This is a genomic window from Thioclava pacifica DSM 10166 (assembly GCF_000714535.1).
In the GTDB taxonomy this organism is placed as follows: Bacteria; Pseudomonadota; Alphaproteobacteria; order Rhodobacterales; family Rhodobacteraceae; genus Thioclava; species Thioclava pacifica.
In genome coordinates, this window is record NZ_AUND01000023.1 from 291,359 (window position 1) to 305,017 (window position 13,659).

Genomic DNA, 13,659 nt, shown 5'->3' on the forward strand with positions numbered 1-13,659 from the left:
CCGAAATAGGTCGCGTTTTGCCCTTGCAATGCCCCGGCGCGAAGGCTAAATCGCCCCCCACAAGCGGACCCGTAGCTCAGCTGGATAGAGCACTTGACTACGAATCAAGGGGTCGGGCGTTCGAATCGCTCCGGGTCCGCCATTTCCCCCCCCAAAATCGATGCAGCGCGTGTCACGCCGCCATCCGCACACCTTTTACGTGTGCGTGCATTTTGATTCTCCTGTCGTCTGTGCGCCTGCCCGTTCCGGGGAGAGCAAATCGACCCTTGTCGCATTTCCGGCGCAATTGCAGGGCAAATCCTGGCTGCCGGAGGTGATTGTTCCACGGTTTTCAACAAGCACGCTGTCGCCGTGACTTGGCCCCGCACATTCCCTGCTCGCGCCATTTGTCGGCCGCAATTCAGCGTCAGGTTGTACTTAACGGAAAGCAACAGACATCTTAGGAGCCAACGATGCCCCGCACCTTCGTTTCGATCTTCAAGCTGTTCAGCAAGCGTCGCGATAATGTTCTCGATGCGCGTTACGATGCCCTGCGCGCTTCTCCCGAGCCGAAGAAGCATCGCCTGCATGTCTCCCCCTTCACCCAGTTGCAGCGCGCGGCCTGAGCGTCGGCCTCTTCCTCCTGAGTTCAGGCGCGTAAGCAAGACGCCCGGGCAATGCCCGGGCGTTCTGCGTTTCCAGAGAGGTTACAGAGCGGCTCTGCGCGCTCAGAAGTCGATCGTGACGCCCGGCAAGTCGAGCTCCTTCATCAGGTCGCGCAGTTCCTGACGTGCAGCCACGTTCGAGATGTTGAGGCTTTCGACGCCCAGATCCTTCAGATCCAGCAGGGTCAGCCCGCGCGGGAACAGCTCGCGGAAGATCACGCGCTCGGAGAAACCCGGTGCCACGCGGAAGCCGATGCGCTTCGAGAGCTGCTCCAGCGCCGCACCCACCTTGCGCTTGTTGTGCATCTGCTGGGCGCCCACGCGGTTGCGCAGCACCACCCAGTCGATCGGCTTCAGCCCCGCCTTGGCGCGCAGCTGCCGCGCCGACCAGACCATCTCGGAATAGATCGACGGGCCGATCACCTTCGAGGTCACCGGGTCGATCCGCGCCAGCAGGTCGAAGTCGATGAAACTGTCATTGAGCGGCGTGACCAGCGTGTCGGCCAGCGAATGCGCGACCTGGCTCAGGCGCGTATGCGAGCCGGGGCAGTCGATCAGGATGAAATCGCACGAGGGCTCCATCTCGGCCACGGCGGTGGAAAGGCGATGGTCATAGGGGTTCTCCCCCGGCGCCAGCGTCGCCGCATCCACCTCGGGCAGTTCGCGGTAATCCGGAGTGGGCAGGTCGAGCCCCTCGCGATCCATGAACGCGAGACGGTTTTCGACATACCGCCCGAAGCTGCGCTGGCGCAGATCGAGATCGAGCGCACCCACTTTCCAGCCCATCCGCGCCAGTGCGGTCGCCACATGCATCGAGGTGGTGGACTTACCCGACCCACCCTTTTCGTTGCCCATCACGATGATATGCGCCACTTCGCTATCCCTGCCTTGTCTTGTGTCTTGTCCCTTGCGGACCACTATAGATGGCTCAGGAGGGAGGGGGAAGGCGGGGAGTGACCGGCGCGGTCAGATGGGGGAGGGGTGTGTGGTTTTGGTCGGGGGTTAGCCTTGTTCGTCGTCTTCCAGAGGATCGAAGGCGCGGGGGTCTCCGAGTTCTTTCCAGTTTTCTGGAATGAATGGGTCTGCGGGCTCTGGCAATAGGGCCGAGTTAAACCTGAATCGTAGGAGAAATGCTAGACCAAGCACGAGGGTGGTAAGCAGTAGCAGCGAGCTCATTAGAAGCATGAAGACGGCAAAGATGGGCAGCTCGCTCCAACTTTTTTCAAGAACCTTATTTAATAGGATGATTGCGGGAAAAGCGTATAATGCAAGAGACGTTGAGAGAAGCAATGCTGCGAACAGTCCATGCAAGAACTTATGTGCCCAAGTGGACCGCGGGCCGAAGTAGGTGGGAGTGAAAGCAATCGACCAAAGGTTGCTTACCCCGAATGAGAGTGTCAGCAGCTGAAATTGGTATATCCCTTGCCGTTGTCCAAGCCTGTTTAAAAGCCGATCAATGATGATTGAGTCAATAAAGGTCGCAGTCAGGACAAAGAGCGAGCTCGCAAGGTATAAGCAGAAAAGGTAAACGCCATAAGCAGGCAAGGGTAGAGAAAGGCCCCAAAGACTGATGTTTCCAGAAACTTGCTGAAAGAAAGTGACGCCAAGCGTTGCCAATATTACACTTACGATAATTCGGCTAAGTTTGTGGTCGTTGGCGAGGCGGATTTTTACTAGCCCCTCAAGGTAATCGTCGCTGTAAAATCGTGCTCCAAAGTTTGAAGAAGCGTAATTTCCAAGCGTCGTTGCTAGACGCTCAATAAGTCCCATTCTTACGAAATCATTGTCATTGCCGGACATTGCTGCTCCCATAAAGAAAAGTCCGCCTCGCTATCATCGAGACGGACTAGGTTGACTGCAACTTAAATTATCTCACCGACTGAACTTCTTGTACTTCACCCGCTTCGGCTCGACCGCATCGGGGCCCAGACGGCGGATCTTGTCTTCCTCGTAATCCTCGAAGTTGCCCTCGAAGAATTCCACATGGGCCTCGCCCTCGAAGGCGAGGATGTGGGTGCAGAGGCGGTCGAGGAAGAAGCGGTCGTGCGAGATGATGATCGCGTTGCCGGCGAAGTCCTCGATCGCGGCTTCCAGCGCCTGCAGGGTTTCGACGTCCAGATCGTTGGTCGGTTCGTCGAGCAGCAGCACGTTGCCGCCCTCTTTCAGCAGTTTCGCCATGTGGACCCGGTTGCGCTCACCACCCGACAGCAGGCCCACTTTCTTCTGCTGGTCGCCGCCCTTGAAGTTGAACGCGCCGCAATAGGCGCGCGAGTTGACCTGCGCGTCGCCCAGCTCGATCAGCTCGGCACCGCCCGAGATTTCCTCCCAGACGGTCTTGTTCGGGTCGAGCGCATCGCGCGACTGGTCGACATAGGCCAGCTTCACCGTATCGCCCAGCGTGATCTCGCCGCTGTCGGGCGTGTCCTGCCCGGTGATCATCCGAAACAGCGTGGATTTACCGGCGCCGTTCGGGCCGATGACGCCGACGATGGCGCCCGGCGGGATCGAGAAGCTGAGGTTCTCGATCAGCTGCTTGTCACCGTAATGCTTCGAGATGCCCTCGACCTCGATCACCTTGCCGCCCAGACGCGGGCCGTTCGGGATGATGATCTGGGCCTTGCCGACGCGCTCGCGCTCGGACTGGTCCGCCATCTTCTCATAGGCCGCGATACGGGCCTTGGATTTCGCCTGACGGGCCTTGGCACCGGCGCGGATCCACTGAAGTTCCTTCTCGAGAACTTTCTGCTTGGCCTTGTCCTCGCGGGCTTCCTGCTCGAGGCGCTTGGCCTTCTGTTCGAGCCATGCGGAGTAGTTGCCCTCGTAGGGGATGCCGCGGCCGCGCTCGAGCTCGAGAATCCACGAGGTGATGTCGTCGAGGAAGTAACGGTCGTGCGTGACGCAGAGGATCGTGCCCTTGTACTCGATCAGGTGCTTTTGCAGCCAGGCGATGGTTTCCGCGTCGAGGTGGTTGGTCGGTTCGTCCAAGAGCAGCATGTCGGGCGCTTCAAGCAGCAGCTTGCACAGCGCGACCCGGCGGCGCTCACCGCCCGAGAGGGTTTCGACATCGGCGTCGTCGGGCGGGCAGCGCAGGGCTTCCATCGCCACGTCCACCTGGCTGTCGAGATCCCAGAGGTTCTCGGAATCGATCTCGTCCTGAAGCTGCGCCATCTCGTCGGCGGTCTCGTCCGAGTAGTTCATCGCCAGTTCATTGAAGCGGTCGAGCTTTGCCTTCTTGGCGGCCACGCCTTCCATGACGTTGCCGCGCACGTTGAGCGCCGGGTCCAGATCGGGCTCCTGCGGGAGGTAGCCGACCTTCGCGCCTTTCGCAGCCCAGGCCTCGCCGGAGAAATCCTTGTCGATGCCCGCCATGATGCGCAGCAGCGTGGATTTACCCGCGCCGTTGACGCCCACGACGCCGATCTTCACGCCGGGCAGGAAGGACAGGCGGATGTTCTCGAAGCATTTCTTTCCACCGGGATAGGTCTTCGAGACACCATCCATGTGATAGACATATTGATAGGACGCCATTGTCGACCTCGTTTGGAATAAGGGGTTTGGGCGCCTTCTAGTCGGAAAGGGGCGGCAGGGAAAGGGGCCGTGGGCCGCAACGTAGGAGGCTGCGGTTTCTGTCGCGTCTCTGGCGGATTTCAATGTGCATAAATGCGCAGAAAGATGTCAATTTGTGATCTTTCCTGCACCAGAGAACGATCCTAAATCCATCTCCATCGCGGGACCGACGCCTCCCCCTGTCGACGGTTGCCCGCGGAAACAACGCTAATTGCTTCATCATTGGAGAGAGAGAATGAAAACGATCATCAGCACCGCCATCGCCGCTCTGGCCCTGAGCACCACCTTCGCCGCCGCCGGTGGCAACGGTTATGGCTCCATCGCGCCGTCGATGGCGAAATCCTACAGCTCGAGCACGGGCTCTTCGGTCGGTGAGGTCACCCCGGGCAAGGCTCAGCTCGCCGCCCAGCTGGGCCTGGATGCCGCGAAATATACCTCGGCCGAGCTTACCCGCATCCAGTCGGCGCTTTATAACAACGATGTCGACACCGCGAATTTCGTGATTTCGCATGAGAACCGGAAACCTGTCGACGTGGCTCCGCAACCCGTGATGGGCCGCGATAGCTGAGTCCCCACAAGTTGAACTGCATGCGAGCGGCCCTCAAAGCGAGGGCCGCTTTGCTTTTTTCGTTTGTAATCAATGCGGTTTTATTCGGTCTGACTCGTCGGGCCGTCAGAGCTGTTCCATTTTGCACCGAGTTCCCCTGAGTTATGTGCGTCGGCTCACAATTAGCAGGCTAATTAATATCCTTTTCACCACCCCGACCCGAGCACACCTCAATCCCACCGACGACGCATTGCGCCGAAAGTCATTTTCAAAATCAAAGTCATGAAAGGAGTTTGTCATGACACGTAAACCGCTTATCGCTCTTCTCGCCGCCCTCGGGCTCACTGTCGGTTCTGCTGGTATCGCCGCTGCGCGGGAGACTGGCACGCCCGGCGCATCGCAAGGTGTGATCATCGCACCTATGGGAGGCAGTGTTCAGGCTTCGGGCGGCCCCGGAATCGGCTGGACCAACCAGGGCAAGACCCAGATCGCGGCCGAGCTTCAGACCTTCCCGCAGTTGAGCGGCATCAAGGCGAGCGATTACACGGTCGCTGAGCTGACCAACATGCTGCACGCCGCGCGTCGCGGTCGGATGGATGTGGCGCTCTATTTCGCCAACCATGAGAACCTGATGCCCGGCGGCCCGGGGATCGGCGCGACCGATCAAGGCAAATCGCAGCTCGCCGCGCAGCTTGGCGCCGACCCTGGCAACTACACGACTGGTCAGCTCGATCAGATGCAGAACGACGTTCAGCGCGGGCATATGGACGCGGCGAATTTTACCGCGACCCATGGTGACCCGGCCCCCTATGGCTACATCGTGTTCGTCCCGGTGGTCGCGAACTGACTTAACCCCTGAGCCAATCGTGATAGGCGGCCTTCCAATCGGAAGGCCGCCTATTTTTATATTTTATTCAAGGGGATGTGATCGGGGGCTGCGAAAAAAGGTTCCCGATTTATATGTGCAAAATCAAACATACTACGGGTCAATAACGGCCTTTGATCTCCATTTTGAACACTTAGATGAGGCTCACCGACGCCAATGGCGCCAAGAAGACAATCCATTTGATGAGAAGGAGTTCATCATGACCCGTAAGCTTTTCACTACCGCTATCGCCGCTCTCGCCCTGACCGCCGGTTCCGCCGGGATCGCGTCTGCCGCGGGCTTTTCCCATTCGACCAATGACTCCGGTCAGGGCGTGATCGCCGTGCCGATGTCGACCAGCTCGCCCGCTTCGGGCCCGATGGCGTCGGGGGCCACGAACCAGGGCAAGACCCAGATCGCGGCCGAGCTTCAAACATTCCCGGGCCTGAGCGATGTCGACCCGCGCGCGTACACGGTCGCCGAGCTGACGAACATGCTGCACGCCGCACGCAAGGGCGATCTGAGCAAGGTCAATTTCTACCGTGGCCATGAGGACCGCCTGCCGGGCGGTCCGGGTGTCGGCGCAACCAATCAGGGCAAGGCGCAGCTCGCGGCCGAGCTGGGGCTGAACCCGAAGGCTTACACGACCGCGCAGCTCGAAGAGATCGCGCAAGCGGTGCGCCACGATGATTTCGAAACCGCGAAGCTGATCGCCGCGCAGGGCAACTCGGCATCGGGTGGCCGGCTGGTTTTCGTCCCCGTTGTCGTGAAGTGATACTCACAACCCGATCCGCGATGGATCTTTTCAGAGGCGGCTCCCGCGAGGGGGCCGCTTCTTGCACGCTTTGACAGCTGGACGAAAGCCTGTATCCCTGAGCGAGACTTGGGGAATTTCGATGATCAAGCGCCTGCACCATCTCTACGAAGCCGACACGCCGCGTGCACATGCGTTCCGATACGGGCTGCTGATCTTCGATTTCGTGACGATCGCATTCGTGATCATCACCTCTTTCTTCCCGCATACGATCTGGATCGAGATCATCGACGCGCTGATCGGCGTGGTGATCGTGGCAGATTTCGCCGCGCGCTATGCAATTTCAAACGAGAAGATCCGTTTCTGGGCGCGACCCGCGACCTGGGCCGACATCATCGCAGTGATTTCCTTCCTCGCGCCGATCACTGGGGAAGGACTTGGCTTTCTGCGGATCTTGCGCACCTTGCGTCTCTTGCGCACCTATCAGCTTCTGGCCCGGCTGCGGCGCGATTTCGCCTTCTTCCGCCGCCACGAGGACGTGGTGATTGCGGGGATCAATCTCGGCGTGTTTCTCTTTGTAATGACGGGGCTTATCTACGCAACGCAGGTGCGGATCAACCCGCAGATCAACAACTATGCCGACGCGCTCTATTTCACCGTGACCACGCTGACCACGACCGGTTTCGGGGATATCACGCCGAAGGGCGAGTGGGGGCGGATGATCTCGGTCGCGATCATGATCTTCGGGGTGACGCTGTTCTTGCGGCTCGCGCAGGTTCTCTTCCGGCCTTCGAAAGTGCGTTACGAGTGCAAGAAATGCGGGCTGAGCCTGCATGATGCCGACGCGATCCACTGCAAGCATTGCGGGGCAGTGGTGCATATCGACACCGAGGGGCTGACCTGACGACGGGCGAGGCTCATTCGCAGGGCCGCGCCAGCACCATCACATACCACGGCCCCTTGCCGCCGCGCTTGGGCACGACGGCGACGCCAATCTGGGTCACGTCCTTGAGCAGGATGTTGCGGCGATGGCCGGGCGATTTCATCCAGTCGTCGAAGGTCACGCGCGGATTGCGCTGGCCCATCGCGATATTCTCGGCGATCAGGCAAGCGCGATAGCCTTCGCGCTTGGCCCGGATCATTACCGTGGAACCGTCCGAGCCCGCATGATCGAAAAAGCCCTTCTGCGCCATGTCGCAGGCCTGTGCCTCGGCGGCGAGGATCAGGCGCGGGTCCATCTCGACCGGGCCGAGCCCGTTGACTTGCCGTTGCTGCGAGGTCGCCTTCGCGATCACCCAGCCCAGCCCGTCATTGATATAGCAGCCATTGGCCTGCGCCGCGGCGGGCAGGAGGGCGGCGGGCATAAGGAACGCCAGCGCGGCGAGAATGCGGATCAAACGAGCCTCCCCCAGAGATCGTATTCCGAGGCCTCGTCGACCTCGACGGTCACGATATCACCGGGGTTGAGCGCCTCAAAGCCTTCGTCGATGAAGAGATTGCCGTCGATCTCGGGCGCATCCGCCTTGGTGCGGCAGGTCGCGCCTTGCTCGTCCACCTCATCCACGATCACCTGCTGAATGGTGCCGACCTTGGACTGCAGCTTCGCCTCGGAAATCGCCTGCGCCTTCTGCATGAAGCGATCCCAGCGGTCCTGCTTCACCTCGTCGGGCACATGATCGGGCAGAGCGTTCGAGCGCGCGCCTTCGACATTCTCGTATTGGAAGCAACCCACGCGATCGAGCTGCGCCTCATCCATCCAGTCGAGCAGGTATTGGAACTCTTCCTCGGTCTCGCCGGGATAGCCCACGATGAAGGTCGAACGCAGCGTGATGTCGGGGCAGGTCGCCCGCCATGCCGCGATCTCGTCGAGCGTCTTGGCGGAGGCCGCGGGCCTCGCCATGCGCTTGAGCGTGTCCGGATGCGCGTGCTGGAAGGGGATATCCAGATAGGGCAGCACGCCGCCGCCGTTCTCATGGGCCTCCGCCATCAGCGGGATCAGGTCGCGCACATGGGGGTAGGGGTAGACGTAATGCAGCCGCACCCAGGCGCCGAGTTGTCCGAGATCGCGCGCCAGATCGCTGATATGGGCGCGGTGGTCGCGCTCGGTCGCATGTTTGAGATCGACGCCATAGGCCGAGGTGTCCTGCGAGATCACCAGCAGTTCGCGCACGCCCGCATCGACGAGCTTCTCGGCCTCGCGCACGACCGCATGGGCCGGGCGGCTGACGAGACGCCCGCGCATGTCGGGGATGATGCAGAACTTGCAGTGGTGATTGCAGCCCTCGGAAATCTTCAGATAGCTGTAATGGCGCGGGGTCAGTTTCACCCCCGCCGCCGGCAGCAGATCCACGAAAGGATCGGGATCGGGCGGCACCGCGCCATGCACGGCATCAAGCACTTGTTCATATTGATGCGGGCCCGTCACCGCCAGCACGGAGGGGTGCGCGCCGGTAATGTAATCGGGCTCGGCGCCGAGACAGCCTGTCACGATGACGCGGCCGTTCTCTTTCAAGGCCTCGCCGATCGCCTCGAGGCTTTCCGCCTTGGCGCTGTCGAGAAAACCGCAGGTGTTCACGATCACCGCATCCGCGCCGGCGTAATCGGGGGAAATCGCGTAGCCTTCGGCGCGCAGACGCGTCAGGATACGTTCACTGTCGACCAGCGCCTTCGGGCAGCCAAGCGAGACCATTCCGATCACCGGCTGACCGGGACGGGGCGCATCCGTGATGCGTGCGCGGGGCGCCAGATCGGGGCGCAGGTTTGGTGGGTTCGTGCTCATTGACGCGATATAGCTTGTGCGAATGGCCGCGAAAAGCCCTTGCGAATAGGGCTTTTCGGCCATGCAAAGAAAATGCTTGCCACCTGTCGTATTAATAAAGTTGAATATTCAAAGCCGTAAATCGGCAGCATGGCATGCGTCTGCGGGAAGGGAGAGCCCGCAGGAGAGAGGGAAGCGCCCCTCAGGGAGAGAAAAATGACAAAACTGAAGACACCCCGTTTTTCGGGGCTAGCCGCTTTATGCCTGGCGGCGGCCGTTCCAAGCGTCGCAAGCGCTACGGAAGGGTATTTCGCGCTCGCCTACGGACCTGCGCAACGTGGCGTCGGCGGTGCCGGCGTTGCCTATTCGGTCGACCCCATGTCGGCGGCAATCAACCCTGCGAACATCGCCGATATCGGCCATCAAATGACCTTCGGGGTCGAAGCATTCTCGCCCCGGCGTGGCTTCACCGCGACCGGCGCGCCGCCGCTGCCAGAGGGCAAGGTCGAGTCGGGCCATGAATGGTTCCCGATTCCGAATTTCGGCTACAACCGTCCACTTGCGAACGGCGGGGCGCTCAACGTCATGGTCTATGGCAATGGCGGCATGAACACGAGCTACCCGGCCGTCTTCAATCCTTACTGTGGCGACGGCGGCGGCTATGGCGTCTTCTGCGCCGGCAAGGCGGGCGTGGACCTGATGCAGCTTTTCGCGTCGGTGGGCTACGGTCGCAAGGACGGCAATTTCAGCTGGGGTATCGCCCCGACCGTCGCCGTTCAACGCTTCTCGGCGCGCGGCCTGAACATGTTCGATCAGGAAGGCTACACCGCATCGCCGGGCAAGCTTACGGGTAACGGATATGACTTCTCGACCGGGATCGGCCTGCGGGCTGGTATCAAATACGAGATCAATCCGCAGTTCACGATTGGCCTGTCGGGGCAGACCCGCTTCAAGATGTCGAAATTCGACAAATATGCGGGCCTCTTCGAGGGGAACGGCTCGTTTGATATCCCCGCATCGGTCACTGCGGGTGTGGCGTTCAAGCCGCGCAGCGACCTGACGGTGATGCTCGACTACCAGAAGATTTTCTACAGCGCGATCGGCGCGGTGGGCAATCCGAATACGGCGCTTCCCTTCGGGGCTCCGGGGGGTGCGGGCTTCGGCTGGGATGATGTGGATGTGCTCCGCATCGGCGCGGAATGGCAGCAGAGCCCCGACATGACCTGGCGCTTCGGCTATGCCCATGCGACCAACCCGATCGGGCCTGAAGATGTCGTTCTGGGTGTGCTCGCTCCGGGCGTTGTGGAACATCACATCAGCTTCGGCGGCGCAAAGAAGCTCAACGACCGCGACACGCTTGATTTTGCTGTGAACTACGTGCTGCCGCACAAGGTGAAGGGGCCGTCCTTCCTTTACCCGGATGGCAGCGAAGTCGAACTGGAGATGAAGCAGATCTCCGCCTCGATTGGCTGGTCGCGTCGCTTCTGAGCGGTCCATCCACCGGAATTAACGAAGGGCGCCCTCGGGCGCCCTTTGAAATATCTGCCTGGCCGCAAGAACTCAGCGGCGGCGGTCGCGCCGCGCGCTCATCGGTTGGAAGGCCACGCCCACATGAGCCTCGCAATAGGGCTTGCCTGCCTGGCTCGGCAGACCGCAGAACCAGAAATCCTCGGTCGCCGGATCACCGATCGGCCATTTGCAGGTGCGCTCGGTCAGTTCCATCAGACTCAGCTTCTTCGAATGCTTTTCGATCTCGCCGACCTTGGCGAGCGCGGCCGGATCGATCTCGTTGGCCGAGGGCTGTGGCGGCAGCGGCTGTCCGGCGGGGATGATCGCCTTGCGCGCAGGCGCGGCAGCGGGGGCTGCCGCCTGTGCGGGGGCTGCGGGCTTTGCCGCGGGTTTCGGCTCGGGCGCTTCGGCCGCGGGCTGGGCTGCGGGCTTCTCGGCCTTCGCCTCTACCTTTTCAGCCTTCGCCTTCGGTTCGGGCTTTGCGGGTTCAGCCGCACCGCCAGCACGGTTCGACAGACCAAGGCGGTGCACCTTGCCGATCACCGCATTGCGCGTGACGCCGCCAAGCTCCTTCGCGATCTGGCTGGCCGACTGGCCCTCGGTCCACATCTTCTTGAGCAACTCGACGCGTTCATCGGTCCAGGACATGGGCATCCTTTCCTTGTTTCCTGCGATCAGGCGCAGCAGGCACCCTCGATCGACCCGCATTCTAACGGGAGAGCGCACAGATACAATCGCGGCCCTTGCATTTCAAGGGCCGCTGCACGCGGCACACTGCCTCTGCCCGGTTATGAAACCCTCTGTGCGTTGGCTGCGTTGAGATCGCAGCCATGCGGTGGTAGGGGGCGCACAGCCAAGGGAGATGAAGATGTACGAGATGGGCGTGCGCCGCTTCGGCGCGGTGAATTGGATGGGCCTACGGATGCTCGGCTGGCGCGAAATCCGCCGGTTTCTTGCCGTTTGGCAGCAGACCGTGCTGGCTCCGCTGATCACTGCGGGCCTGTTCCTGACGGTTTTCGCGCTGGCTTTCGGACGCAACCGCGCCGATGTGATGGGCGTCGATTTCCTGCATTTTATCGCGCCGGGCATCCTGATGATGACGGTGATCCAGAACGCCTTTGCCAACACCTCCAGTTCGATCGTGATCGCGAAGGTGCAGGGCAATATCGTCGATACGCTGATGCCGCCGCTGGCACCATGGGAGATTCTCGTGGGCTATCTGACGGGTGCGGTGGCGCGTGCGCTCATCGTCGCGGTCGTGATCTGGCTGGGGCTGTTCGCGGTGCTGGGGCAGGGGATCGCGCATCCGTTCTGGGCGATTGCCGCGGTCGTGCTCGGCGCGGCGTTCCTTGGCGGCTTGGGCATTCTGGCGGCCGTCTTTGCGGACAAGTTCGATCAGATGGCGGCGATCACCAACTTTATCATCACGCCGCTCTCGTTCCTGTCGGGCACCTTCTATTCGGCCAAGGCGCTGCCGCCGGCCTTCCAGATCCTGACCCATTACAACCCGGTCTTCTACCTGATCGACATGGCCCGTTTCGGCTTCTTGGGCGTGTCCGACGCCTCGCCCTGGCACGGGCTCGCCGTGATCTGCGCGGCACTCGTTCTGGTGCTGGGTCTGGGCTGGTACTGGCTGCGCACCGGCTATCGCATGAAGCCCTGAGGGCAGGGCGCAGGCGCGTCAGGCCTCAGGCCGAATGCGCGCCGCCTGCGAGGCCCGATACGAACTCGAGCACCTCCGCTACCGGCTTGCCATCCGCGATTTCCTTCACGATGGCCGAGCCGACGACACAACCATCCGCCACGCCCGCGATGGTCTTCGCGGCCTCAGGCGTGGTGATGCCGAAGCCCACGATCACCGGCAGATCGGTTTGCGCCTTGATCCGCGCGACCTCGGGGCCGACCTCGGCGGCCTGTGCCGCCTGCGCGCCGGTGATCCCCGTGACCGAAACGTAATAGACGAAGCCCGACGTGTTCTGCAGAACCTTCGGCAGGCGCTTGTCATCGGTCGTCGGCGTCGCGAGGCGGATGAAGTTGATCCCGGCATCGCGCGCTGGGATGCACAGCTCCACATCCTCCTCGGGCGGCAGGTCCACCACGATCAGCCCGTCGATCCCGGCGGCCTTGGCGTCTTCGAGGAACTTGTCGACACCGCGATTGTAGATCGGATTGTAATACCCCATCAGCACGATCGGCGTCGTGTCGTCACTCTTGCGGAACTCCGCCGCCATATCGAGCGTCTTCTGCAGCGTCTGGCCGCCATCGAGCGCACGCTGTCCCGCGAGCTGGATCGTCGGGCCGTCTGCCATCGGATCGGTGAAGGGCACGCCCAGCTCGATGATGTCCACGCCTGCACCCGGCAGGCCCTTCATCACCTCCAGCGAGGTCTCCAGATCCGGGTCGCCCGCCATGATGTAAGAGACGAAGGCTTTCTTGCCCTCGGCCTTGAGGCTGGCGAATTTGGCGTCGATGCGAGTCATGGCGTCCCTCCGGATGGTCCCGAAGGGGTTTGCGCGATGGGCGCGGGAAAATCAATGCCTCGCGGCACGGTTACATCTTCGTGGGGCCGTTGATCATCCAGGCGGTGCCGAAGCGGTCGCGGAGCATTCCGAACCCGTCGGCCCAGAAGGTCTCACCAAATGGCATCATCATCTCCTCGGCCCGGTCCAGCAGGCGCTCGAAGATCGCCTGCGCCGCGGCGCGACTGTCCGAGACATGCGAGATCGAGACCGAGCTTTGCGGGCGGTCGCGCCCCTCAGGCCAGTCCGAGGCCATCAGCGCGCCATCGCCCAGCTTGATCAGCGCATGCATGACCCGCGCCTTGCCGGCCTCGCTCATGCCCTCGCTCGCTTCGGGCATATCGCCATAGCGCATGAGAAAGGGCGGCTCGGTGCCGAAGAGATCGGCATAGAAGCGCATCGCCTCTTCGCAATTTCCCTGAAAGTGGATGTAGGGTTCGAAACTCATCGTGGAATCCTCCCTGTCAGGTCTGCAGCCTATCACGATTCCGGCCCT

General features: G+C 61.5%; 15 protein-coding genes and 1 tRNA gene. 8 read left to right on the top strand and 8 right to left on the bottom strand.

The annotated features are described in order from the left end of the window. Window positions 1-65 precede the first annotated feature (65 nt). Window positions 66-142: transfer RNA gene (locus tag TP2_RS10665), tRNA-Arg, on the top strand. A 310-nt stretch (window positions 143-452) separates the two neighbouring features. After that, window positions 453-605 (top strand): hypothetical protein, encoded by a 153-nt coding sequence (locus TP2_RS18510; protein ID WP_157617101.1) that lies wholly within the window; start codon window positions 453-455, stop codon window positions 603-605. Window positions 606-707: 102 nt separating this feature from the next. Here TP2_RS18510 and TP2_RS10670 read toward each other — a convergent pair whose 3' ends face one another. From TP2_RS10670 to ettA, 3 genes are all read right to left on the bottom strand, one after another. Next, a complete protein-coding gene (locus TP2_RS10670; RefSeq protein WP_038077129.1) occupies window positions 708-1,517 on the bottom strand; it encodes a division plane positioning ATPase MipZ in 810 nt (269 codons plus the stop codon). A gap of 129 nt (window positions 1,518-1,646) precedes the next feature. Beyond that, window positions 1,647-2,444 carry a hypothetical protein gene (locus TP2_RS10675; RefSeq protein WP_157617102.1) on the bottom strand — a complete coding sequence of 266 codons (798 nt, stop codon included), beginning with the start codon at window positions 2,442-2,444 and terminating at the stop codon, window positions 1,647-1,649. Window positions 2,445-2,516: 72 nt separating this feature from the next. Further along, on the bottom strand, window positions 2,517-4,172 hold the full coding sequence (gene ettA / locus TP2_RS10680) for an energy-dependent translational throttle protein EttA (protein ID WP_038077136.1): 1,656 nt from the start codon (window positions 4,170-4,172) through the stop codon (window positions 2,517-2,519). A gap of 274 nt (window positions 4,173-4,446) precedes the next feature. On the opposite strand from ettA, the gene TP2_RS10685 reads away from it, so the two are divergent. The 4 genes from TP2_RS10685 (at window position 4,447) to TP2_RS10700 (ending at window position 7,281) form a co-directional block, all read left to right on the top strand. Then, window positions 4,447-4,779, top strand: a complete 333-nt coding sequence (locus TP2_RS10685) for a hypothetical protein (RefSeq protein WP_038077138.1) — start codon at window positions 4,447-4,449, stop codon at window positions 4,777-4,779. Window positions 4,780-5,056: 277 nt separating this feature from the next. Then, the gene (locus TP2_RS10690) at window positions 5,057-5,605 is read left to right on the top strand and encodes a hypothetical protein (protein ID WP_038077141.1); all 549 of its coding nucleotides are present in this window, start codon (window positions 5,057-5,059) and stop codon (window positions 5,603-5,605) included. A gap of 238 nt (window positions 5,606-5,843) precedes the next feature. After that, a complete protein-coding gene (locus TP2_RS10695) occupies window positions 5,844-6,398 on the top strand; it encodes a hypothetical protein (RefSeq protein WP_038077143.1) in 555 nt (184 codons plus the stop codon). Between the two features lie 121 nt (window positions 6,399-6,519). Beyond that, window positions 6,520-7,281 (top strand): potassium channel family protein, encoded by a 762-nt coding sequence (locus TP2_RS10700; RefSeq protein ID WP_038077145.1) that lies wholly within the window; start codon window positions 6,520-6,522, stop codon window positions 7,279-7,281. 13 nt (window positions 7,282-7,294) lie between these two features. Here TP2_RS10700 and TP2_RS10705 read toward each other — a convergent pair whose 3' ends face one another. Both TP2_RS10705 and rimO read right to left on the bottom strand, forming a co-directional pair. Further along, window positions 7,295-7,774: a CAP domain-containing protein gene (locus tag TP2_RS10705; protein WP_051692482.1), complete on the bottom strand. Its 480-nt coding sequence runs from the start codon at window positions 7,772-7,774 to the stop codon at window positions 7,295-7,297. Then, window positions 7,771-9,156 carry a 30S ribosomal protein S12 methylthiotransferase RimO gene (gene rimO, locus TP2_RS10710; RefSeq protein ID WP_038077693.1) on the bottom strand — a complete coding sequence of 462 codons (1,386 nt, stop codon included), beginning with the start codon at window positions 9,154-9,156 and terminating at the stop codon, window positions 7,771-7,773. Before rimO ends, TP2_RS10705 begins: the two co-directional genes overlap by 4 nt. 195 nt (window positions 9,157-9,351) lie before the next feature. Between rimO and TP2_RS10715 the strand changes: the two genes are divergently transcribed. After that, a complete protein-coding gene (locus TP2_RS10715) occupies window positions 9,352-10,623 on the top strand; it encodes an OmpP1/FadL family transporter (protein ID WP_051692484.1) in 1,272 nt (423 codons plus the stop codon). Window positions 10,624-10,695: 72 nt separating this feature from the next. Here TP2_RS10715 and TP2_RS10720 read toward each other — a convergent pair whose 3' ends face one another. Then, the gene (locus tag TP2_RS10720) at window positions 10,696-11,292 is read right to left on the bottom strand and encodes a GcrA family cell cycle regulator (protein WP_038077146.1); all 597 of its coding nucleotides are present in this window, start codon (window positions 11,290-11,292) and stop codon (window positions 10,696-10,698) included. 229 nt (window positions 11,293-11,521) lie between these two features. Between TP2_RS10720 and TP2_RS10725 the strand changes: the two genes are divergently transcribed. Further along, window positions 11,522-12,307: an ABC transporter permease gene (locus TP2_RS10725; protein WP_038077698.1), complete on the top strand. Its 786-nt coding sequence runs from the start codon at window positions 11,522-11,524 to the stop codon at window positions 12,305-12,307. A 25-nt stretch (window positions 12,308-12,332) separates the two neighbouring features. Here TP2_RS10725 and trpA read toward each other — a convergent pair whose 3' ends face one another. After that, a complete protein-coding gene (trpA, locus tag TP2_RS10730; RefSeq protein WP_038077147.1) occupies window positions 12,333-13,124 on the bottom strand; it encodes a tryptophan synthase subunit alpha in 792 nt (263 codons plus the stop codon). A 70-nt stretch (window positions 13,125-13,194) separates the two neighbouring features. Continuing rightward, complete coding sequence (locus TP2_RS10735; protein WP_038077149.1) at window positions 13,195-13,611, bottom strand: VOC family protein; 417 nt, start codon at window positions 13,609-13,611, stop codon at window positions 13,195-13,197. Window positions 13,612-13,659: the final 48 nt, after the last annotated feature.

Bases quoted from the DNA above. Each gene is read 5' to 3' on its own strand.
- ettA (WP_038077136.1), bottom strand. From the start codon at position 4,172: ATGGCGTCCTATCAATATGTCTATCACATGGATGGTGTCTCGAAGACC.
- trpA (WP_038077147.1), bottom strand. From the start codon at position 13,124: ATGACTCGCATCGACGCCAAATTCGCCAGCCTCAAGGCCGAGGGCAAG.
- TP2_RS18510 (WP_157617101.1), top strand. From the start codon at position 453: ATGCCCCGCACCTTCGTTTCGATCTTCAAGCTGTTCAGCAAGCGTCGC.
- TP2_RS10695 (WP_038077143.1), top strand. From the start codon at position 5,844: ATGACCCGTAAGCTTTTCACTACCGCTATCGCCGCTCTCGCCCTGACC.
- TP2_RS10720 (WP_038077146.1), bottom strand. From the start codon at position 11,292: ATGTCCTGGACCGATGAACGCGTCGAGTTGCTCAAGAAGATGTGGACC.
- TP2_RS10725 (WP_038077698.1), top strand. From the start codon at position 11,522: ATGGGCGTGCGCCGCTTCGGCGCGGTGAATTGGATGGGCCTACGGATG.
- TP2_RS10700 (WP_038077145.1), top strand. From the start codon at position 6,520: ATGATCAAGCGCCTGCACCATCTCTACGAAGCCGACACGCCGCGTGCA.
- TP2_RS10715 (WP_051692484.1), top strand. From the start codon at position 9,352: ATGACAAAACTGAAGACACCCCGTTTTTCGGGGCTAGCCGCTTTATGC.
- rimO (WP_038077693.1), bottom strand. From the start codon at position 9,156: ATGAGCACGAACCCACCAAACCTGCGCCCCGATCTGGCGCCCCGCGCA.
- TP2_RS10690 (WP_038077141.1), top strand. From the start codon at position 5,057: ATGACACGTAAACCGCTTATCGCTCTTCTCGCCGCCCTCGGGCTCACT.
- TP2_RS10675 (WP_157617102.1), bottom strand. From the start codon at position 2,444: ATGTCCGGCAATGACAATGATTTCGTAAGAATGGGACTTATTGAGCGT.
- TP2_RS10735 (WP_038077149.1), bottom strand. From the start codon at position 13,611: ATGAGTTTCGAACCCTACATCCACTTTCAGGGAAATTGCGAAGAGGCG.
- TP2_RS10685 (WP_038077138.1), top strand. From the start codon at position 4,447: ATGAAAACGATCATCAGCACCGCCATCGCCGCTCTGGCCCTGAGCACC.